Origin of the sequence: Thioclava pacifica DSM 10166, assembly GCF_000714535.1 — a bacterium.
GTDB lineage: Bacteria > Pseudomonadota > Alphaproteobacteria > Rhodobacterales > Rhodobacteraceae > Thioclava > Thioclava pacifica.
On sequence record NZ_AUND01000039.1, the window covers coordinates 82,836 to 103,947 of the forward strand.

Annotated in this window: 18 protein-coding genes; 4 read left to right on the plus strand and 14 right to left on the minus strand. The window is 65.3% G+C overall.

From position 1 onward, the window contains the following. Window positions 1–2 precede the first annotated feature (2 nt). The 9 genes from TP2_RS15350 to TP2_RS15390 form a co-directional block, all read right to left on the minus strand. Window positions 3–935, minus strand: a complete 933-nt coding sequence (locus tag TP2_RS15350; protein WP_038079320.1) for an ABC transporter permease — start codon at window positions 933–935, stop codon at window positions 3–5. Continuing rightward, window positions 932–1,261 (minus strand): hypothetical protein, encoded by a 330-nt coding sequence (locus TP2_RS15355; RefSeq protein WP_038079321.1) that lies wholly within the window; start codon window positions 1,259–1,261, stop codon window positions 932–934. The genes TP2_RS15350 and TP2_RS15355 overlap by 4 nt, the downstream gene beginning before the upstream one ends. Next, entirely contained in the window at window positions 1,258–2,337 is a 1,080-nt protein-coding gene (locus tag TP2_RS15360; protein WP_038079322.1) for an ABC transporter permease, read from the minus strand. The genes TP2_RS15355 and TP2_RS15360 overlap by 4 nt, the downstream gene beginning before the upstream one ends. Further along, window positions 2,334–3,848 carry an ABC transporter ATP-binding protein gene (locus TP2_RS15365; RefSeq protein ID WP_038079324.1) on the minus strand — a complete coding sequence of 505 codons (1,515 nt, stop codon included), beginning with the start codon at window positions 3,846–3,848 and terminating at the stop codon, window positions 2,334–2,336. The genes TP2_RS15360 and TP2_RS15365 overlap by 4 nt, the downstream gene beginning before the upstream one ends. Further along, complete coding sequence (gene xdhC, locus TP2_RS15370; protein ID WP_051692714.1) at window positions 3,845–4,780, minus strand: xanthine dehydrogenase accessory protein XdhC; 936 nt, start codon at window positions 4,778–4,780, stop codon at window positions 3,845–3,847. The genes TP2_RS15365 and xdhC overlap by 4 nt, the downstream gene beginning before the upstream one ends. Next, window positions 4,777–7,056, minus strand: coding sequence for a xanthine dehydrogenase molybdopterin binding subunit (gene xdhB / locus TP2_RS15375; RefSeq protein WP_038079327.1), 2,280 nt, complete (start codon window positions 7,054–7,056; stop codon window positions 4,777–4,779). Before xdhB ends, xdhC begins: the two co-directional genes overlap by 4 nt. Continuing rightward, window positions 7,053–8,453, minus strand: a complete 1,401-nt coding sequence (gene xdhA, locus TP2_RS15380) for a xanthine dehydrogenase small subunit (RefSeq protein ID WP_038079329.1) — start codon at window positions 8,451–8,453, stop codon at window positions 7,053–7,055. Before xdhA ends, xdhB begins: the two co-directional genes overlap by 4 nt. Window positions 8,454–8,612: 159 nt before the next feature. Beyond that, the gene (locus tag TP2_RS15385; RefSeq protein ID WP_038079336.1) at window positions 8,613–9,080 is read right to left on the minus strand and encodes an SRPBCC family protein; all 468 of its coding nucleotides are present in this window, start codon (window positions 9,078–9,080) and stop codon (window positions 8,613–8,615) included. Continuing rightward, window positions 9,077–9,433, minus strand: coding sequence for an ArsR/SmtB family transcription factor (locus tag TP2_RS15390; RefSeq protein ID WP_038079338.1), 357 nt, complete (start codon window positions 9,431–9,433; stop codon window positions 9,077–9,079). Before TP2_RS15390 ends, TP2_RS15385 begins: the two co-directional genes overlap by 4 nt. Before the next feature lie 101 nt (window positions 9,434–9,534). On the opposite strand from TP2_RS15390, the gene dnaE reads away from it, so the two are divergent. Beyond that, window positions 9,535–13,035, plus strand: coding sequence for a DNA polymerase III subunit alpha (gene dnaE / locus TP2_RS15395; RefSeq protein WP_038079339.1), 3,501 nt, complete (start codon window positions 9,535–9,537; stop codon window positions 13,033–13,035). A 3-nt stretch (window positions 13,036–13,038) separates the two neighbouring features. On the opposite strand, the gene TP2_RS15400 is transcribed toward dnaE, so the two are convergent. Together TP2_RS15400 and TP2_RS15405 are read right to left on the minus strand one after the other, a co-directional pair. Then, a complete protein-coding gene (locus TP2_RS15400) occupies window positions 13,039–13,464 on the minus strand; it encodes a hypothetical protein (protein WP_038079340.1) in 426 nt (141 codons plus the stop codon). Next, window positions 13,464–13,670, minus strand: coding sequence for a SlyX family protein (locus TP2_RS15405; RefSeq protein WP_038079341.1), 207 nt, complete (start codon window positions 13,668–13,670; stop codon window positions 13,464–13,466). Before TP2_RS15405 ends, TP2_RS15400 begins: the two co-directional genes overlap by 1 nt. 75 nt (window positions 13,671–13,745) lie before the next feature. Here TP2_RS15405 and hisS point away from each other — a divergent pair, with 75 nt between their 5' ends. Genes hisS through hisG form a run of 3 tightly spaced genes read left to right on the plus strand, consistent with a single transcriptional unit; the run spans window position 13,746 to window position 17,016 of the window. After that, window positions 13,746–15,248, plus strand: coding sequence for a histidine--tRNA ligase (gene hisS, locus TP2_RS15410; protein ID WP_038079342.1), 1,503 nt, complete (start codon window positions 13,746–13,748; stop codon window positions 15,246–15,248). Next, on the plus strand, window positions 15,248–16,318 hold the full coding sequence (locus tag TP2_RS15415; protein ID WP_038079347.1) for an ATP phosphoribosyltransferase regulatory subunit: 1,071 nt from the start codon (window positions 15,248–15,250) through the stop codon (window positions 16,316–16,318). Before hisS ends, TP2_RS15415 begins: the two co-directional genes overlap by 1 nt. Next, window positions 16,315–17,016 carry an ATP phosphoribosyltransferase gene (gene hisG / locus TP2_RS15420; RefSeq protein WP_038079348.1) on the plus strand — a complete coding sequence of 234 codons (702 nt, stop codon included), beginning with the start codon at window positions 16,315–16,317 and terminating at the stop codon, window positions 17,014–17,016. The genes TP2_RS15415 and hisG overlap by 4 nt, the downstream gene beginning before the upstream one ends. Window positions 17,017–17,079: 63 nt before the next feature. On the opposite strand, the gene TP2_RS15425 is transcribed toward hisG, so the two are convergent. From TP2_RS15425 to mrdA, 3 genes are read right to left on the minus strand one after another with little or no spacing between them, the layout of a single operon-like run. After that, window positions 17,080–18,021, minus strand: a complete 942-nt coding sequence (locus TP2_RS15425) for a 2-hydroxyacid dehydrogenase (RefSeq protein WP_038079350.1) — start codon at window positions 18,019–18,021, stop codon at window positions 17,080–17,082. Further along, the gene (rodA, locus tag TP2_RS15430; RefSeq protein WP_038079353.1) at window positions 18,018–19,163 is read right to left on the minus strand and encodes a rod shape-determining protein RodA; all 1,146 of its coding nucleotides are present in this window, start codon (window positions 19,161–19,163) and stop codon (window positions 18,018–18,020) included. Before rodA ends, TP2_RS15425 begins: the two co-directional genes overlap by 4 nt. Then, complete coding sequence (gene mrdA / locus TP2_RS15435) at window positions 19,160–21,109, minus strand: penicillin-binding protein 2 (protein WP_038079356.1); 1,950 nt, start codon at window positions 21,107–21,109, stop codon at window positions 19,160–19,162. The genes rodA and mrdA overlap by 4 nt, the downstream gene beginning before the upstream one ends. Between the last annotated feature and the right edge of the window lie 3 nt (window positions 21,110–21,112).

Consider the following 21,112-nt stretch of genomic DNA (forward strand, 5'->3'; position numbering starts at 1 on the left):
CCTCAGCTCGAGGCGTGGAAGGATTTGCCAAGGCTGGCAGGGGCTGCCTGCACGCCGTGGCGGTGAATGGCCGAGAGGATCACCAGCACGATGATGGTGATCAGGTAAGGTGCCATGGAAAGAATATGCACGGGGATCGCGTAGCCCGCCGCCTGGAGCTGGAGCTGGAGCGCGGTAATGCCGCCGAAGAGATAGGCGCCAAGCAGCACGCGCCAGGGCCGCCAGCTGGCGAAGACCACGATGGCAAGTGCGATCCAGCCCGCGCCGGCGGTCATGCCTTCGGTCCATTGCGGCACGCGCACGAGGCTGAGATAGGCGCCGCCCAGACCCGCCAGCGCGCCGCCGAAGGCGAGTGCCGCAAAGCGCACGGTCACGACGCGGTAGCCAAGCGCGTGGGCTGCGTCATGGCTCTCGCCCACCGCGCGCAGGATCAAGCCCGCACGGGTCGAGCGCAGCACGTACCAGACGACGGCCACGAGGAGGAGCGAGAGATAGACCACCCAATCATGGGAAAAGAGAATGCGTCCGAGCACGGGAATGTCGGACAGCGGACCGAAGTCGAGCTTCGCGGTCGGCGGCGGGCGCACGCCTTCGTAGCCCTTGCCGATCAGAGCCGAAAGTCCGAGCCCGAACAGCGTCAGCGCAAGGCCGGTCGCGACCTGGTTCGAGAGCAGCTTCTGGGTGAGGAAGGCGAAAAGCGTCGCCATCAGCGCGCCAGCGACCGCCCCCATCGCAAAGCCCATCACCGGGTTGCCGGTGGCGACAGCCGCGGCGAAACCCGCGACCGCGCCCATGATCATCATCCCCTCGACACCGAGGTTGAGCACACCCGATTTCTCGGCCACCAGCTCGCCGGTTGCGGCCAGTAGCACGGGCGTCGAAGCCCCCATCAGCGTCGCCGTCAGGCTGACGATGTCGATTCCACCGACGATCATGCGCCGCCCCCCTGTTGCCAGATCAGAACCGGTCCCCAGACCGCATAACCGCAGCCGAGCCCCGCCACCAGCCCGCCGATTGCGGCAAATCGCTCGCGCCCGCGCAGATGGGGCAGGTGGGCCTCGTCTTCCTCGGGGCGCGCGCCCATCCGGTAGACCAGCGCCCGCGACGCGCGCAGCGCGGTCTCGAAGACCAGGATCAGCACGACGCCCATGAGCACCACCGCCCAGATCACATCGAGCAGCGCGAGCAGGTAATAGACCCCGAGCCCAAGCAGCAGCCCCGCGATCGCGATCACCGGCAGATGGAGCGACGGCAGTCTCATGCGCCGGCCCTCCCGAAACGAATACGGAAATTGGTCAGCACGTCGAAGGCCAGCAGGAAGAACAGGAGCATCCCCTGGAAGACCTGGATCGCCGCCGAGGGCAGGCCAAGCACGAGCTGCGCCATGTCGCCTCCGATATAGGTCAGCGCCATCAAGAGCCCTGCGAGCAGGATCCCGATCGGATGCAGACGACCGAGGAAAGCGACGATGATCGCGGTGAAGCCGTAGCCCACATTGAAGCTGTCGGTAACCTGACCGGCCGGACCGGAGACCTCGAACATCCCGGCAAGCCCGGCAAAAGCGCCGCCAAGGCCGAGGCAGAAGATCACCAGCCGCGCCGGGATCACGCCCGCGAAGCGCGCCGCGCGCGGGGCCTCGCCCGCGACGCGGATCCGAAAGCCCGTGATGTGGCGATGCATCAGGATGTATGTTGCGATAACGGCAACAAGCGCGGTCACCACGCCCCAGTGAATGCCCGTGCCCGCGAAGAGCTCAGCGTTATAGGCCGAGGGGTAGTCTTGCAGGTTGCGCGAGCCGGGAAAGCCGTAGCCTTCGGGGTTCTTGAGCGGACCGAAGGACATGTAGGCCAGCAGGTTCTCGGCCACATAGACCAGCATCAGGGACACGAGAATCTCTGAGGTTCCAAACAGCACTTTCAACAGCGCCGGGATCAAGGCCCACAGCAAGCCGCCGAGTGCGCCGAGCACGATCATCGTGGGAAAAAGCCAATGACTTTCAGCAGGATAAATCTTCAGTGCCAGCCAGGCGGAGAAGAGCGCGCCCATGATGTATTGCCCTTCGGCGCCGATGTTCCAGATCCCGGCGCGGAAGCCAATCGCGAGACCGGCGGCGATCAGGATCAGCGGGCCCGCCTTGACCAGAAGCTGGCCGCGGAAATAGCCCGCATTGGCGCCAAAGAGCGGATCCCAGAAGATCACTCGGATCGCCTCGACCGGGTGTTTTCCCAGCACTGCGAAGAGAATGCCGCCCGCGATCATTGTTGCGATAACGGCGACAATCGGGGTCGCATAGGTCCAGAGTTTCGACGGGGTCGGGCGACGGACGAGGGTGATCATGCCGTGGCCTCCTGCATCCCGTGCGCCCCGCCCAGCATCAGACCGATCTCCTCGATCGTGAGACCCTGTGTCGGGCGCGGCGCGCTGAGCCTGCCCTCATTGAGCGCGGCGAAATTGTCGGCGATTTCCATCAGCTCGTCGAGATCCTGGCTGATCGCGATCACCGCGGCCCCCTTGGCTGCCAGATCGAGCAGCGCCTGCCGGATCGAGGCGGCGGCGGCGGCGTCGACGCCCCAGGTGGGCTGGTTGACGATCAGGACGGCCGGGTTTTGCAAAACCTCGCGGCCGATCACGTATTTCTGCAGGTTCCCGCCCGAGAGCGCGCGGGCCGCGACATGGGCGCCCGGCGTGCGCACGTCGAAGGTGGCGATGATCTCGTCCGCGAAGCTCTTGGCGGCCGCTTGATCGACGAACCCGTTCTTCGTCAGCGGTTTGCGCATCGTGCCCGTCAGGATCGCGTTCTCGGTCAGGCTCATCGCGGGTACGGCGGCATGGCCAAGCCGTTCCTCGGGCGCGGCCAGCAGGCCCATCGCGCGGCGACCATTCGGCCCCAGCGAAGAAATATCCTTGCCCATCAGCGTCACCGTGCCGGGGGCCGAGGGTTTCTCGCCCGACAGCGTCGCCAGCAATTCCTCCTGTCCGTTCCCGGCAACCCCGCCGATGCCCATGACCTCGCCTGCGCGCAGCTCGAAGCCAACATCTTTCAACGCGGGGCCGAATTGCGACATCGGCGGCAGCGAGAGGCCGGTGACCTTCAGAACGACCTCGCCCAAGCTGCGCTCGGCGCGGTCGGTGACCTTCAGCTCGGCGCCAACCATCATCTCGGCCAGCTCACGCGCTGTCTTCTCACGCGGGTTGCACGAGCCCACCACCTTGCCGCCGCGCAGGATTGTCGCCCCGTCGCACAGCGCGCGGATTTCCTCGAGTTTGTGCGAGATATAGAGGATCGCGGTGCCTTCGGAGGAGAGTTTGCGCAGGGTGTGGAAGAGGATATCGACTTCCTGCGGGGTCAGTACCGAGGTCGGCTCGTCCATGATCAGGAGTTTCGGATCCTGCAACAGGCAGCGCACGATCTCGACGCGCTGACGCTCGCCCGCCGAGAGATCACCGACAAGGCGGGCCGGGTCGAGCGGGAGCCCGTAAGCCTGAGAAATCTCACGGATCTTGCTGGAAAGCTGGCGCATCGGCGGCGGGTTTTCCATCCCGAGCGCCACGTTTTCGGCAACGCTGAGCGCCTCGAATAGCGAGAAGTGCTGGAAGACCATCGCGACGCCGGTGGCGCGCGCCGCGCGCGGATCGGTCGGGGCGTAAGGAGCGCCCGCGAAATGCATCGTGCCGGCATCGGGCTTCACCAGCCCGTAGATCATCTTCACGAGCGTCGATTTGCCCGCGCCATTCTCGCCCAGAAGCGCGTGAACCTCGCCGGGACGCACGGAAAAGCCGACACCGTCATTCGCCACGACACCGGGATAGGCCTTGGTCAGCCCCTCGATCTTCAACAGCTCGCTCACCCGGCGCGCATCCCTCTTTCTGTGGCAGCTCGCGCTGCGGTCAGCTCTTTCACTAGCCCGGTCGCGACCCCGAGGGCAATGGCTTGGGGGTGCTTGCCGAGACTCGGATCGCCTATCGGGCAGGCAATGCGCGAAATTTGTGCATCCACATGCCCAAGCGCCCCCAGCCGCTTTCGAAACCGAGCCCATTTCGAGGCTGATCCGATCAGTCCGAGCCCGGTGAAGCCGTGGTTCAGCAGCCGGTGGCACAGCTCGAGATCGAGCGCGTGGGAATAGGTTACGATGAAGTGCCGGGCGTTGGCGGGCGCGAGCGAGACCAGATCGGCAGGGTTTTCCGCGATCAGCGGCGCGACGCCTTCGGGGATCGTTTCCGGGAACCGTTCGGCGCCGCTATCGGCCCAGCTGATCGAGAGGCCGGGCAGGGGGGCGAGTGTGCCCACCAGCGCGCGTCCGACATGGCCTGCGCCCCAGATCCAGACCGGCTGGCGGGGTGGCGCGATCCGCTCGATCAGCCAGTCGCCGATCAGCATCTGTGGCGTTTCTCCACGGTCGCGGGCCCGTGCCAGAGCGCGCGTCACCGCAAGCGGTTCGCTCATATCCGGGCCCAGCGGTCGGGCATGCCAATCGCCCGTGATCTGCGCGACGGAGGCCGCATCGAGCGCCTCATAGGCCAGCGTCACCGCCCCGCCGCAACATTGCGCCATTGCCGGGCCGAGCGGGATTTTCTCGATCCCTATCAAACCTTTGCGCGCCTTCTCGATGGTGGAAAATTCCAGCGCGCCGCCGCCGATCGTGCCCTCGATCCGGTCCGGCCAGACCAGCATCGCCGCGCCTTCTTCACGCGGCACGGACCCTTGCGCGCGCGCCACCACGACCCGCGTGAACGGGCCGCGTTCGGCCGCACGGGCCAGATATGCCAGGTCGAGACTCACGCATCCCCCCGCGCGCGATGCACCGCCGCGAGCACCGCCTCGGGCGTCGCGGGCGCTTGCAGATCGGGCCAGTTCGGGCCGCAGGATTTGCACGCATCCTCGAGAGCGAGGAAAGCCGAGATCCCGAGCATGAAAGGCGGCTCGCCCACGGCTTTCGAGCGATAGATCGTCTCTTCCCGGTTCGGTTCGTCCCACAGATCGACATTGAAGATGCGCGGCCGATCCGAGCAGGCCGGGATCTTGTAGGTCGAGGGCGCGTGAGTGCGCAGCCGCCCCTTGTTGTCCCAGACCAGTTCCTCGGTCGTGAGCCAACCCGCGCCCTGCACATAGCCGCCCTCGATCTGGCCAATATCAAGCGCCGGGTTCAGCGAGGCCCCCGCATCATGCAGAATATCGGTGCGCAGGATGCGGTTTTCGCCGGTCAGCGTGTCGATCACCACCTCGGTCACCGCCGCGCCATAGGCGAAATAGAAAAACGGACGCCCCTGACCCTTGATCCGGTCCCAACTGATCTTCGGCGTGGCGTAGAAGCCCGTGGAGGAGAGCGAGATACGCGCCTCATAGGCCAGTTTCGCGAGCTTGGCGAAGGGGAGAGATTGAGACCCTGCGCGAACCTCGCCATTGCCGAACGTCACATCCTCGGAGGCGCAGCCTGTGCTTTCGGCAAAGAAATCCGCCAGCCGCGCCTTGATCGTCTCGCAGGCGGCCTTCACCGCCATGCCGTTCAGATCCGCGCCCGACGACGCCGCCGTGGCCGAGGTGTTGGGCACCTTGTCGGTCGCGGTGGCGGTGATGCGCACATCTTCGTCGCTTACGCCAAAGACCGAGGCCGCGACCTGGCAGACCTTGCGATGCAGGCCCTGGCCCATCTCGGTGCCGCCGTGATTGAGCTGGATCGACCCGTCGGAATAGACATGGACCAGCGCGCCCGCCTGATTGAGCTGGGTCAGCGTGAACGAGATCCCGAACTTCACCGGCGTCAGCGAGATCCCGCGCTTCAATGTTGCATTTGTGCTATTCCAGACCGCGACCTGCGCCTTGCGCGCCGCGAATTCCGCAGATTTCTGCAATTCGGCAGTCAGTTCGGGCAGGATGAAATCCTCGACTGGCTGGCCGTAATGCGTGCTCTGCCCGCCTTCGGGGTCGTAATAGTTGCGCTTGCGCAGATCGAGCGGGTCGAGGCCCATCACATGCGCCAGATGATCCAGCGCTACCTCGGTCGCGATCATCCCCTGCGGGCCGCCGAAGCCCCGGAAGGCGGTGGCGCTTTGGGTGTTGGTGCGCAGGCGGTGGCTCTCGATCCGAATATTGGGCAGGTAGTAGGAGCTGTCGGCATGCAGCATCGCGCGGTCGCAGACCGGCAGGCTCAGGTCCGGCGACCAGCCGCAGCGCGCGAGATGGGTGAATTCGGCGGCAACGATCTTGCCTTCGGCATCCGCGCCAAGCCGATATTTGATTTTGAAATCATGGCGCTTGCCCGTGATCATCATATCGTCGTCACGGTCGTAGCGCATCTTGCAGGGCCGCCCCGTGGCGCGGGCCATCACCGCGCAGGCGATGGCGAGATGATTACCCTGGCTCTCCTTGCCGCCGAAACCGCCGCCCATCCGGCGCATCTCGACGCGCACGTCATGCATCGCACAGCCAAGCGCGTCGGCAACCTTGTGCTGGATCTCGGAGGGGTGCTGCGAGGAGCAGCGGATTACCATGCCCTGATCCTCGGGCAGCGCCAGCGCGGCCTGACCTTCGAGGTAGAAATGCTCTTGTCCGCCCATGTCGAAGCTGCCTTCGACGATGTGCTCGGCCTGCGTGAAACCGGCCTCGGTATCGCCGCGCGCCCAGGTGACCGGACCGCCCTCAAAATGGCTGTTGGCCTCCAGCGCTTCTTCGATCGTGAGGATCGCAGGGCGCGGGGCATAGTCGATCTTCGCCAGCCGCGCGGCCTTGCGCGCGGCGAGATGGCTCGTCGCGGCAACCACGAAGATCGGCTGGCCAACGAAGAGCGCAACGCCCTCGGCCAAAACCGGCTCGGGGGCGGGCGCGGGCGAGGCATTGTTGGCGAAGGGCATGTCCTCGGCGGTCATCACCGCGACGACGCCGGGGGCTGCGCGCACCGCGCTCAGATCAAGCGCCGTGATCTCGGCATGGGCCTCGGTCGAGAGGCCGAAGGCGAGATGAAGCGTGTTCGCGGGGCAGGGGATGTCATCGACATATCGCGCCGCGCCCGTGACGTGCAGTTCCGCGGAATCATGGGGTTTCTTGGTGCCGACGCTCATGGTTGCACCTCCAGGATCGAAGTCTCGCCTTGGGCTTCGCGGACATACCGGATCAGCATCGCTTTTGCCGCCTCCATCCGGTAGGCATCCGAGGCGCGCATGTCGCTGAGCGGGGTGAAATCCTGCTCCAGCGCGGGCAGGGCAGCCATGATCGCGGCTTCGGTGAAGGGCTGACCGTCAAGCGCGACCTCGAGTGCCGCGGCGCGTTTCGGGATGCCCGCCATGCCGCCGAAGGCGATGCGCGGCGCCGTGATCGTCTCGCCATCGCGGGGAATATTCAGCGCGCCGCAGACGGCGGAAATGTCCTGATCGAAGCGTTTCGAGAGCTTGTAGCAGGCGAGATCGGGCGCGGATTTCGGGATCGTGACGCTTTCCACGAATTCGCCCGGCGCGCGGTCCTGCTTGCCGTATTCGAGAAAGAACGCCTCGAGCGGGATCGTGCGGCGGGTGTCGCCCTTGCGCAGGGTCAGTTCCGCCCCCATCGCGATCAGCGCGGGCGGGCTGTCGCCGATCGGCGAGCCGTTCGCGATATTGCCGCCGATGGTCGCGGCCTGGCGGACCTGTTCGGAGGCGAAGCGGCGCAGCAACTCCGCGAAGGCGGGATGGCTGTCGGAAATGGCCGTGCGCAAGGCGGCGATGGTGACACCAGCGCCGACGATAAAGCTGTCCCCGGTTTCCTCGATCACCTGCAAATCTTTGCAATTGTTCAGGAATGCGACCGTTTTGAGTTCGCGGAGCTGTTTCGTGACCCAGAGGCCGACATCGGTTGCGCCTGCGATGAGCGTCGCATCGGGATGGGCGGCATACCAAGCGGCGAGCGCGTCTGAGCTTTCGGGCAGGAAGGGGGGCTGTCGGCCCCCCTCTGGTCCTGCGGACCATTCACCCCCCGAGGATATTTCGTGCAGTTGGATGGGGGTGTCGCGCATCCATTCCGGCGCGGGCGCGGCTTCGGCGGCTTTCGCGGCACGGATGATCGGGGCGTAGCCGGTGCAGCGGCAGAGGTTCCCGGCGAGCAGGTCATCGTGATCGGTGCGCCCGTTGAGGTGGGCGGCGGCCATCGAGGCGATGAAGCCCGGCGTGCAGAAGCCGCATTGCGAGCCATGATGATCGACCATCGCCTGCTGGACAGGGTGGAGCGCGCCATCGGGGCCTGCGATCCCCTCGACGGTGCGCAGGGCGCGGCCGTGCAGATGGGGCATAATCATCAGGCAGGCATTGAGCGGCTTGGCGCCGCCATCATCGGTCACGATCACTGAACAGGCACCGCAATCGCCCTCGTTGCAGCCCTCCTTGGTGCCGGTCAGCCCCTCGGCGCGCAGCCAGTCGAGCACGGATTGCGTCGGGTCCGACACCTCGACGCTGCGGGTTTCTCCGTTGAGAAGAAACGTGATTTCCATACGAAAGATCCGCCGCCTTACCAGTATTGTCCCTGTGGCCCTGCTCGATGCGGCGTAGAACGGGACCTCGCCCAGCAAAGCCGAAGGGGGCGGGGCTTGGCAAGGGATTCGGTGGCGCGTTTCGCCTGAAACTTGATCTGGCGATCAAAATTTAGGCGTTCATGCGGCGTCGAGCGACTCCGCGAGTGCCGCCAGTTGCCCCGCGACGGTGCCCCAGCCTTCATGGAAGCCCATCTCGAGATGGCGTTTGACGCTGTCTTCGCTGCCATGGCGGGCGATGACGCGGTATTCGCAGCCCTGATCGGTCTCGGTGAAGCTGAGATCGGCGGTGAAGAAAGGCTTGGTCGAGGGGCGGAACTCGGCCGTCAGGCAATCGGTGAACACGAGGCGCTTTGCGGGTTCGACGATCAGATAGCAGCCCTCGGTCTCGATCTCGCCGAACTGCTCGAATTCCATCTTCGTGTAGAAGGCGCCGCCCGGGCGCAGGTCGACCCGTGCCTCTGTCGTGCGACCGGGCTTGGGGGCGAAGAACTGCATCAGGAGTTCCGGCTCGGTCCGGCAGCGATAGGCGGTGGCGGGGCTGGCCTTCACCTGCCGGGTGAGGATCAGGTCGAGATCGGTGCTCATGGCGCGTCTCCCTTCGCGGTTTGCTCCAGTGCCTCGGACAGCGCGTCGAGCCGGTCGAGGCGGGTCTCCCATTGGCGGCGCAGCTGGGCCAGCCAGTCTTCGGCGGCACGCACCGGCCGGGCCTCGATCCGGGCCATGCGGACGCGGCCCTGTTTCTCGGTCGCGATCAGCCCGCCCTCTTCGAGCACGCGCAGATGGCGCAGGAAACTGGGTAGCGCCATCGCATGCGGCGCGTGCAGCTCCGAGACCGAGGCGGGGCCTTGCGTGAGCCGTTCGAGCACCGCGCGCCGGGTCGGATCGGCCATCGCGGCGAAGTAGCGGTCGAGCGCCTGTGTGTCGAAATGCTTAGCCATGTCGCTAACTATTTGTCAGGGCGTGAGTCGAGTCAATGGTTAGTTTGTCGGCTAAGTTTTTCGCGCTTTCTGCGACTCGGCTGAGACGCTAGATCTGGGGTATGACCAGCCCCCGATTCATTCATCTGCGCGTCCATACCGAGTATTCGCTGCTCGAAGGCGCGGTGCCCGCGAAGAAACTGGTGAAGATGTGCGAGGCGGCGAAGATGCCCGCCGTGGCCGTCACCGATACCAATAACATGTTTGCGGCGCTGGAATTTTCCGTCACCGCGATCGGTGCCGGGTTGCAGCCGATCATCGGTTGTCAGGTCTCGCTGGAATACGATCCGGCGAAACCGGGTGAGAGGCCGCGCCTGCCCGCGCCGATTGTGCTGCTCGCGCAGACCGAGCGCGGCTACGAGAACCTGATGAAACTGAACTCGTGCCTCTATCTCGACAAGCACGGGGCGCTGGTGCAGGTCACGCTGGAGGAGCTGGAGCGTTATTCCGAGGGGCTGATTTGCCTCACGGGTGGGCCGGACGGGCCGGTGGGGCGGCTCATTCGCAATGGCGCGAAAGATCGGGCGAAGGCGCTGCTGCAGCGGCTTGCCGGGATTTATCCGAACCGTCTCTATGTCGAAATGCAGCGCCATCCGGGCGAGGGCGGCGCGCTGACCGAGGCCGAACAGGCGACCGAACGGCCCTTCATCGAATGGGCCTATGAGCTGGGCCTGCCGCTGGTCGCGACCAATGACGTCTATTTCCCGAAGACCGAGATGTATGAGGCCCATGACGCGATGATCTGCATCGCGGAGGGCGCCTATGTCGATCAGATCGAGCCGCGCCGCCGTCTGACCCCGCAGCATTATTTCAAATCCGAAGGCGAGATGGTCGCGCTGTTCGCCGATCTGCCCGAGGCGGTGGAGAACACGGTCGAGATCGCGAAACGCTGTGCCTTCGCGGCCTATAAACGCGCGCCGATCCTGCCGAAATTCGCCGATGACGAGGTCGAGGAATTGCGTCGTCAGGCCTGGGATGGCTTGCGCGCGCGTCTCGACGTGATCCCGCATGCAGCCCCGGTCGAGGATTACGAGGCGCGGCTGAAATTCGAGCTCGACATCATCGAGCAGATGGGCTTCCCGGGCTACTTCCTGATCGTTGCCGACTTCATCAAATGGGCCAAGGATCACGATATTCCGGTCGGGCCGGGGCGGGGCTCGGGGGCGGGCTCGCTGGTCGCTTATGCGCTGACCATCACCGACCTTGATCCACTGCGCTATTCGCTGCTGTTCGAACGTTTCCTCAATCCCGAACGTGTCTCGATGCCGGACTTCGATATCGACTTCTGCATGGATCGCCGCGAGGAGGTGATCCAATACGTGCAGAAGAAGTACGGCCGTGAGAAGGTGGGCCAGATCATCACCTTCGGTGCGCTTCTGTCCAAGGCCGCCGTGCGCGACGTGGGCCGTGTGCTCCAGATGAGCTACGGTCATGTCGACAAGCTCTCGAAGATGATCCCGGTCGAGGGGGTGAAGCCCGTCTCGATCGAAAAGGCGCTGGCCGACGAGCCGCGGCTGCGCGAGGCCGCGAAGAACGAAGAGGTCGTGGCGCGACTTCTGGATTACGCCAAGGCGATCGAGGGGCTGCTCCGGAACGCCTCGACTCACGCGGCGGGGGTCGTGATCGGGGATCGTCCGATCGACGAGCTGGTGCCGCTCTATCAGGACCCGCGCTCGGACATGCCCGCGACCCAGTTCAACATGAAATGGGTGGAACAGGCCGGTCTGGTGAAGTTCGACTTTCTCGGCCTCAAGACGCTGACGGTGATCCAGTCGGCGATGAACCTGATCTTCAAATCGGGCCGCCCGCTGCATGTCGATGCGGCAGGCAATCAGCTCTACGAGCCCGCAGAGGGCGCGGAGAACCTGATCAACGCGATCCCGCTCGATGACGAGAAGACCTACAAGCTTTACGCCGACGCCAAGACAGTCGCGGTGTTCCAGGTGGAATCGGAGGGCATGAAATCGGCCCTACGGCAGATGAAACCCACCTGCATCGAGGACATCGTGGCGCTCGTGGCGCTCTATCGTCCAGGGCCGATGGAGAACATCCCGACCTATTGCGAGGTGAAGAACGGGATCAAGAAGATCACCTCGGTTCACCCGACCATCGACCATATCCTTGAAGAGACGCAGGGCATCATCGTCTATCAGGAGCAGGTGATGCAGATCGCGCAGGTCATGGCGGGCTATTCGCTGGGTGGCGCTGACCTTCTGCGGCGTGCGATGGGGAAAAAGATCAAGGAGGCGATGGACGCCGAGCGCCCGAAGTTCGAAGAGGGTGCGGCCAAGAACGGGGTCGACAAGAAGAAGGCCTCGGAGGTCTTCGACCTTCTGGAGAAATTCGCGAACTACGGCTTCAACAAATCCCACGCCGCGGCCTATGCGGTGGTCAGCTATTACACCGGCTGGCTGAAGGCGAACCATCCGGTCGAGTTCATGGGCGGCGTGATGAATTGCGATATTCATCTCACCGACAAGCTCGCCGTCTATGCTGACGAGGTACAGAAGAAGCTCGGGATCGAGATCATCCCGCCTTGCGTGAACCGCTCGCTGGCGACCTTCGACGTGGTCGATCAGAAGCTGGTCTATGCGCTTGGCGCGCTGAAAAATGTCGGCGTCGAGGCGATGCAGATGATCGTGGACGCACGCGGCGACGAGCCCTTCGCGGACCTGTTCGATTTCGCCCGCCGGGTCGACATGAAACGGGTCGGCAAGCGGCCGCTGGAGATGCTGGCGCGGGCCGGTGCCTTCGATCTGCTCGACCCGAACCGCAAGCGGGTCTTCGAATCGCTGGAATCGTTGATGGCCTGGTCGGGCGCCGTGATCGAGGCGCGCGAGTCGGCGCAGGTGTCGCTATTCGGCGAGGCGGGTGACGATCTGCCCCCGCCGCGTCTGGCCGATACCGATGACTGGCTGCCGGGCGAGCGTCTGGCCGAGGAACACAAGGCCATCGGCTTCTACCTCTCGGGCCACCCGATCGAGGACTACCTTCCCGCGCTCAAGCGCAAGAACGTGCTGAGCTGGGAAGAGGTGCAGGCCAAGGCTGTCGGTGGTCCTTTCATCACCAAGATCGCGGGCGAGGTGGCCTCCGTGCGCGAGAAGAAATCCGCGAAAGGCAATCGTTTTGCCTTTGTAGCGCTTTCCGATGCCTCGGGCCCCTATGAGGTCGCTTTCTGGTCGGAAGCGTTGGAGGCCTGCCGTGACGTGCTGGAGACCGGCAACCTTCTGGTGCTGACCGTGAAGGTCGAGGTCGATGGCGAGTCGGTGCGCATGGTCGCGAACGCTGCCCAGACCGTGGACAAGGCGACTGCGGATGCGGGATCGTCCGGGCTTCTTGTCCATATCGACGACACGCAGGCGGTGGCTTCCGTCGCGAGCCTGCTCGACCGGGTCGCGCGCGAGGGCAAGGTACAATCGCGCGGGCCGGTGAGCTTCATGGTTTACGATACCGAACGCAATTGCCGCTATCAGATCACCGCTCTGCGCGAGGCTCCGGTCAATGCGCAGGTGAAGGGCGCGTTGCGCAGCCTGCGCGGGGTTAGCGAGGTGCAGGAGGTCTGAGCCTCAAAGCCTGCGTGCGCTCCACCCCAGCCGCAACACGATCGCCGCCATCATTGCCAGCGCGAACTCGCCCCAGCGCAGCAGCGCCAACCCCCTCAGCCGATCCTGCGCGTTGACTGACTCGCGGATTGCGCTTTCGATCTGGGATAGCTCCAGCCAGCCGCTCGCGGCCAGCAGCGCCGTGCAGAGAAAGCCGAGCCCGACCAGCGCCTGTGCCTGCCGGTGTACCCGCATCCGCCAGATCAGTGCGCTTAGCAGAGGCAGGGCGAAAAAGATCTGCAAGGTCAGCATGCCGCTGTCCTGCCAGGTCTCGAACCGGGTCACCACCGCGCGCAGATCGACCCCTGCGGGCCAGATCAGCAGTGCGGCATAGACAAGCGCCTGCACGCCCACGAAGACCCCGGCCAGTCCCCAGAGCGCGGCGCCCATCACCAGTGCGGCGGTTTCTGATCGGCCAGCGGGATGGTGCCGCCGCCTTCGTATTCACGCTCGGCCTCGCGCTCCATCAGCAGGCCGAGTTGGCGTTCCAGCCGCTCGATCCGGCGGCCCTGTTCGACCACCACATCCGACAGATCTTCGACCGTTTTGGTGAGATAGGCGATCTGTTCTTCCGCCCGTTCGATGCGATCTTGCATGAATCGTCCCTATCGCTTGCCGGGGCCAGCCCCTTGGGCTACACCCTCGCGCGAGATCAGATCAGGTGCAAGCCGATGGCCAAAGAGAAAAAACAGCCCCGCCCCAAGGCCGAGACGCCCAAGGGCTTCCGCGACTATTTCGGCGCGGAGGTGACCGAGCGCGCCGACATGCTGGCCAAGATCGCCGAGGTTTATCGCGCGCATGGCTTCGAGGCGCTGGAAACCTCGGCCATCGAGACCGTCGAGGCGCTGGGCAAGTTCCTCCCCGATGTGGACCGCCCGAATGCGGGCGTCTTCGCCTGGCAGGAGGAAGATGACGGCAAGTGGCTGGCGCTGCGCTATGACATGACGGCGCCTCTGGCCCGCGTCGCCGCGCAATATCGCAACGATCTGCCCACGCCTTACCGCCGCTTCACCATGGGCCCGGTCTGGCGCAACGAGAAACCGGGGCCCGGCCGTTTCCGCCAGTTCTATCAATGCGATGCCGATACCGTGGGCGCGCCCTCGGTGGCCGCCGATGCCGAGATCTGTGGCATGCTCTCGGATGCGCTGGAGGCGGTCGGCATTCCGCGCGGCGACTATGTCGTGCGGGTGAACAACCGCAAGGTTCTGAACGGCGTGATGGAAGTCGCGGGCGTGCTCGACCCGGCCGATCCGTCGAAATTCGAGGAAGAGCGCGGCATCGTGCTCCGTGCGATCGACAAGTTCGACAAGTTCGGAGAGGAGGGCGTGCGTCTTCTGATGGGTGCGGGCCGTCTGGACGAGTCGGGCGATTTCACCAAGGGCGCGGGGCTCTCCGAGGCCCAGGCCGATACCGTCATGGGCTTCATGGAGGCCAAGCGTGACGACAACGCCGCCACCGTCGCGCGCCTGCGCGAGCTGGTCACCGGCTCGGCGCTCGGCGCGGAAGGCGTGGACGAGCTGGAACAGATCGCCTCGCTGCTCGACGCACAGGGCTACGGCCCCGACCGCATCGTCATCGACCCCTCGGTCGTGCGGGGCTTGGGATATTACACCGGTCCCGTTTTCGAGGCTGAACTGACCTTCGAGATCACCGACGAAAAGGGCCGCCCGCGCCAGTTCGGTTCGGTCGCAGGCGGCGGGCGCTATGACGACCTCGTCAAGCGCTTCACCGGTCAGGTCGTCCCGGCCACCGGTGTCTCGATCGGCGTCGACCGCCTTCTGGCAGCACTCCGCGCCAAGGGCCGGATCGGCGGCACGGCACAAGGCCCGGTCGTGGTGACCGTGATGGATCGCGACCGGATGGCCGATTACATGGCGCTGGCCTCGACGCTCCGCACCGCTGGCATCCGCGCCGAAGTCTATCTCGGCAACCCGAAGAACTTCGGCAACCAGCTCAAATATGCGGATAAGCGCGAGAGCCCGGTGGCAATCATCCAGGGCTCGGACGAGGCCCAACGCGGCGTCGTCCAGATCAAGGACCTGATCCTCGGTGCGAAGATCGCTAAGGACGCCACGGTTGAAGAATGGAAATCCCAGCCGGCGCAATTCGAGGTTCCGACCGGCGAAATGGTTGCAAAAGTGCAAGAGATCCTTGCGCGCTACGGGGCCGAGTGATGGCGGACAAGGCGCAATCTCGGGCGCAGGCGGGCCGTCTGCTGGAGCAGTTCCTCGCCGCCGGTGCGGTCGAGGTCACGCCCGATATTCTGCAACCCGCCGAGGCGCTTCTCGACCTCTATGGCGAGGATATCCGCGCGCGCGCCTATGTCACCGCTGACCCGCTGCGCGGTGAGATGATGCTGCGCCCGGACTTCACCGTGCCGGTCGTGCAGGCCCATATGGCGGGCGGCGCCGAGCCCGCGCGGTATGCCTATGCGGGCGAGGTCTTCCGCCGTCAGGATCATCGCGGCCCGGCGCGCTCGAACGAGTATTTTCAGGCCGGGTTCGAGATCTTCGACCGTGCCGACCCGGAAGCTGCCGATGCCGAGGTGTTTGCGCTCTTCTCGGATATCCTCGCGAAGCTGAACCTCTCGGCCACGATTGGCGATATGGGCCTGCTGCGCGCCGCCGTGGACGGGCTCGACACGCTACCTGAACGCAAATCCGCGCTCGCCCGCCATATCTGGCGGCCCAGGCGGTTCCAGCACCTGCTCGCCCGCTATTCCGGCCAGATCGAGGTGCCGAAAGCCCGCGCCGATCTGCTGACCGGCCAACGCTCCGGCGCGCCCTGGATTGGGTTGCGCTCGCGCGAGGAGATGGAGGCGCGGATCGCGGCGCTCGAAGCCGATGCGAAGGCCCCGCCGCTTGCTTCCGATGCTGTCGCTGCGCTCAACGCTCTCGCCGAACTGCACTGCCCTGCCGAAGCTGCGCCCGCCGCCCTGCGTGCGCTCGCTATCCCCGCGCTCGAACCGGCCATCACGCGGCTCGAACGCCGCCTGACGGCGCTCGCGGCGAAAGGCATCGACCTCGCGGCGCTGCAATTCGACGCCAGCCACGGCCGCTCGACGATGGAATATTACGACGGTTTCGTCTTCACCTTCACCGCCGCCAATCCCGAGCTGCCCCCCGTGGCCTCGGGCGGGCGCTACGACGCGCTGACCCGGCAACTGGGGCAGGGCCGCGAGATCCCGGCCGTGGGCGGGGTGATCCGCGCGGGGCTGATGGCCGATCTGGAGGCACAGGCATGATCAAGCTCGGTGTGCCCTCCAAGGGGCGTCTGATGGAAAAGACCTTCGACTGGTTCGCCGAGCGTGGGATCACGCTCAAGCGCACCGGCTCGGAGCGCGAATATGCCGGCGCGGTCGAGGGAGCCGAGGGCGTGCAACTCGTGCTGCTCTCGGCGGGCGAGATCCCGCGGGAACTCGCCGCAGGCCGCATCCATCTCGGCGTGACCGGCTCCGATCTCGTGCGCGAGAAGCTCGCCGACTGGAAAAGCCAGGTCGCGGACCTCGCACCGATGGGGTTCGGCCATGCCGATCTGATCATCGCCGTGCCTGCCTGCTGGTCGGATGTGGACAGCCTCGAAGACCTCGACGCCGCCGCCCACCGTTTCCGCGCGACGCATGGGTTCCGGCTGCGGATCGCTACGAAATACCATCGGCTGGTGCGGGAATTCCTGACCCGCGAGGGCGTGGCCGATTGGCAGCTCGTCGACAGCCAGGGCGCGACCGAGGGGACGATCGCGAATCTCACCGCCGAGGCCGTGGCCGACATCACCTCGAGCGGTGAGACGCTGCGCGCCAATCACCTCAAGATCCTCTCCGACGGGCTGATCCACCAGTCGCAGGCGACCCTCTTCGCCTCGCGGGCTGCCGATTGGTCGGGGCAGGAAAGCCGCCTTGCCGATCTCGCGAAACAGCTTGGACTGCCCGCGCCGACGCTCTGATCTTCCTCTTGGTCGAAATATCCCACGGGGGTCCGGGGGTGTGAAACCCCCGGCGCGCGCCGCTCAATAGCCGCGCGACCGGTCCACGAGATAGAGAAACGGCTCGCCCGCTTCACTGCGCCGGATGTTCTCGGCAATCACCTCCGAGGCCGTCTCGGCCCGGCTTTCGGCCGCGATATGGGGCGTCACCGTTACGTTGGGATGCGCCCAATAGGGATGCTCGGGCGGCAGAGGCTCGGTGCGGAACACATCGAGCGTCGCATGGCCGACCTGCCCGCGATCCAGCGCCGCCAGCAACGCGTCATCGTCGATCAGCGTGCCGCGACCGGGGTTGATGATCCGCGCGCCTTCCGGCAGCAGCGCCAGCGTCTCGGCATTCAGAAGATCGGTCGTCTCGGGCGTGTCGGGCAGGATCGAAACGAGGATCTCGGCGCGCGACAGCGCCGCACGCAGCCCGTCTTCGCCGCTCAGGCAGGTGATCCCGGCGATGTCTTTCGGCGTGCGGCTCCAACCCGTGACAGTGAAGCCCAGCTCCACGAGCGCCTCCGCGCAGGCCTTGCCCAACGCGCCCAGCCCCAGCATCACCACTGAGCGGTTGCGCGCCAGCGGCGGCACGCCGCCGTCATGGCGCCACACACCGTCCTGCTGCGCCAGCGTCGCGTCGATTCCGAGGTGATAGCGCAGCACATGGCCGGTCACATATTCGACCATGCCGCGCTCGAGCCCCGCATCGACCATCCGGCAGAGCGGTTGCGTCAGGGTGGTGTTGCCCACCACGCGCTCGACCCCGGCCCAGAGGTTCAGCACGGCTTTCGCCTTGGTATAGGCGGTGAAATCCTGCACCGGACCTTGCGGCGAATAGACGATGTAATCGACGGATGAAGGATCGGCCTCGCCGGGCTGGACGATCTCGGCCGCGACGCCGGTCGCAGCGATGGCCTCGGTCAACGGTCCCTCGTAACGCGGCCAGTTGGAGGATTTGTCTGCGAAAAGAACCCGGATCATCTTTGCCTCGGTCTGTGGATATGGGCGCTTTGCACCAGCCCGAAGGCAGCAAGCAGGATCATCATCGCGGTGCCGCCATATGAGACAAGCGGCAAGGGCACGCCCACCACCGGCATCAGCCCCATCACCATCGCCATGTTGATCGCGAAGAAGAAGAAGAACGTCCCCGCGACGCCGAAACTGAGAAGCGAGGCGAACCGGTCCTTCGTCGCCATCGCGGTATAGAGCGCAAAGCCGATGATCCCGGCATAGAGCATCAGCAAAGAGAAGGCGCCGACGAAGCCGAATTCCTCGGCGAGCGTGGTGAAGATGAAGTCGGTATGTTTCTCGGGCAGGAAGTTCAGTCGCGATTGCGTGCCTTGCATGAAGCCGCGCCCCGACCAGCCCCCCGAGCCGAGCGCAATCTGCGCCTGCATGATGTTATAGCCCGCACCGAGCGGGTCGGAGCCGGGATCGAGGAAGGTGTCGATCCGCTTGTACTGGTAGTCATGGAGCAGCTGATACTCGGTACCGCGGCTTTCCATCACGCCGAAGACCAGTGCAACGACGAGCGCCAGCACGGTCCCGAAATACCACAGGCTCACCCCGGCCGCGAACATCACGAAGGCGCCGCCGAGCACGAGCATCACGGCGGTGCCGAGGTCGGGCTGGGCCAGCACGAGGAAGGTGGGTGCAAGGATGATCGCCGCTGGGATGAACACCCAGAGCGGGCGCGAGACCTTCTCGACCGGCAGCCAGTCGTAATAGGCGGCCAGCAGCATCACGAGGGTGATCTTCATCAGCTCGGAGGGCTGGATGCGGAGCGGGCCGATCTCCAGCCAGCGCTGTGCGCCCATGCCGATCGCGCCGAAGAACTCCACCGCGATCAGCAGCAATAGCGCCACGAAATAGGCCAGAGCCGAGACGTTGCGCCAGAACCACATCGGCACGAAGGCCACGGTGAACATCGCCACCATTCCGAGCGCGAAGCGTTTCATCTGCGGCTCGGCCCAGGTTTTGAGATTACCGCCCGCGACCGAGTAGAGCATCAGAAAGCCCGCGCAGGCGACGGCCGTGAGCAGGATCACCAGCGGCCAGTTCATGTAGAGGATCTTGCGCCATCCCGTCGGGACGGTCTTGAGATTGCTCTCGAGATAGCTCATGCGCGCGACCTCGCCTGCGGCTTTTGCACCGATTCCGGATCGACCAGATCGAGCGAGTCGTTGAGTTCCTTGGCCTTGGCGCGGGCCGAGGAGGGATAGGCGTCATCGGGGGGCAGGCCGCCGGCCAGCGCAAAGAGCAGTACGTCGCGCGCGATCGGGGCGGCGGCGGTGGAGCCGCCCGAGCCATGCTCGACCACGACCGAGACCGCGTAGCGCGGATTGTCGATCGGTGCGAAGGCCACGAAAAGCGCATGGTCGCGGCGGTTCCAGGGCAACTGGTCGTTGCGGATCACCCCACGGGCACGCTCTGCCTTGGTGATGTTGCGGACCTGGGACGTACCCGTCTTGCCCGCCATGAGCCATTCCTTCATCTCGATGCGCGAGCCGCGCGCAGTGCCGCGTGCGGAGTTCACCACCGCCGTCATGCCCTTGCGCACACTATCGAGATAGGATTTCTCGATCCCCAGGTCGTCAGAGACATGTACCGGTTGTTCGACCCCGTCGCGGGCCCGGATCAGCCGTGGTTCGACCTTCTTGCCGCTCGCGATCCGCGCGGCCATGATCGCCAGATGCATCGGCGAGGCGAGCACATAGCCCTGACCGATCGCGGCGTTTGCCGTGTCGCCGATCAGCCAGTCCTTGCCGTAGCGTTCCTGTTTCCATTCTTTCGTGGGGGCCACGCCTTCCTTGACCGCCGACATCGGCAGGTCCGGTTTTACGCCGACGCCCAGGCGCCGCGCCATGTCGCTCATCTTGTCGATGCCGACGCGCTGCGACAGCTCGTAGTAATAGACATCGCAGGACTGCTCGAGGCTCTTGGTCATGTTCACATGGCCATGGCCGGCGCGTTTCCAGCAGTGGAAACGGCGGCCCGCGATCTCGACATATCCCGGGCACCAGACGGTTTCCTCGGGCGTCACCAAACCGGCCTCGAGAGCAGCCAGCGCGGTGACCATCTTGTAAGTCGAACCGGGCGGATAGAGGCCCTGAACCGTCTTGTCGGCCAGCGGGCGGTGATCGTCCTGCGTCAGGCGCCGGTAATCGGCGACAGAGATCCCGCGAACAAAGAGGTTCGGGTCGAAAGAGGGCGCGGAGGCGCAGGCCAGCACATCGCCATTGGTCACGTCGATCACGACGGTCGCCGCCGACTCCTCTTCAAGCCGTTGCAACGCGTAATTCTGCAGCCGGTAGTCGATGGTGAGCTGGATATTCTCGCCCGGCTTGCCCGGCTCGCGCGACAGCTCGCGCATCTCGCGGCCCGCCGAGTTCACCTCGACGCGGCGCTGCCCTGCTTCTCCGCGAAGCACGGCTTCTTCCTTCGCTTCGATCCCCGACTTGCCGAGCTGGAATTTGGGGATCAGCAGCAGCGGGTCGGGGTCTTCCATCTTCGAAAGGTCGAAATCCGAGACCGGGCCGACATAGCCGATGACATGGGCGAAATCATCGTCTCGCGGATAAAGGCGCGACAGACCCACATCGGGGTTCACCCCCGGCAGCGACGGGCCGTTGACGGCCACGCGCGAGAACTCGTCCCACGTAAGACGGTCGGCCACGGTCACCGGCGTCGTGGGAGGACGGCGGCGGATGTCATGCAGGATATCGGCCGCATCGGCATCGGTGATCGGGATCAGGCGGCGCAGCTCGGCGAGCGTCGCCTCGACATCGTCAGTATCCTCGCGGGTAATGGTGACGCGGTAATTCTGCTCGTTGCCTGCGAGCAGCACCCCGTTGCGGTCGAAGATAAGCCCGCGCGCCGGCGGAATGAGCCGGATCTTCACCGAGTTGCCCTCGGCCAGCAGCCGATACTGGTCGGCATCCTCGAGTTGCATCTTGCGCATCCGCGCCGCCAGTACGGCCATCACCGCAACCTGCGCGCCGCCCAGCATCAGCCCGCGGCGTGTGATGCGGCGGGTGCTTTCTTCGGTATCTTTCGGGGATCGTCTCATCGT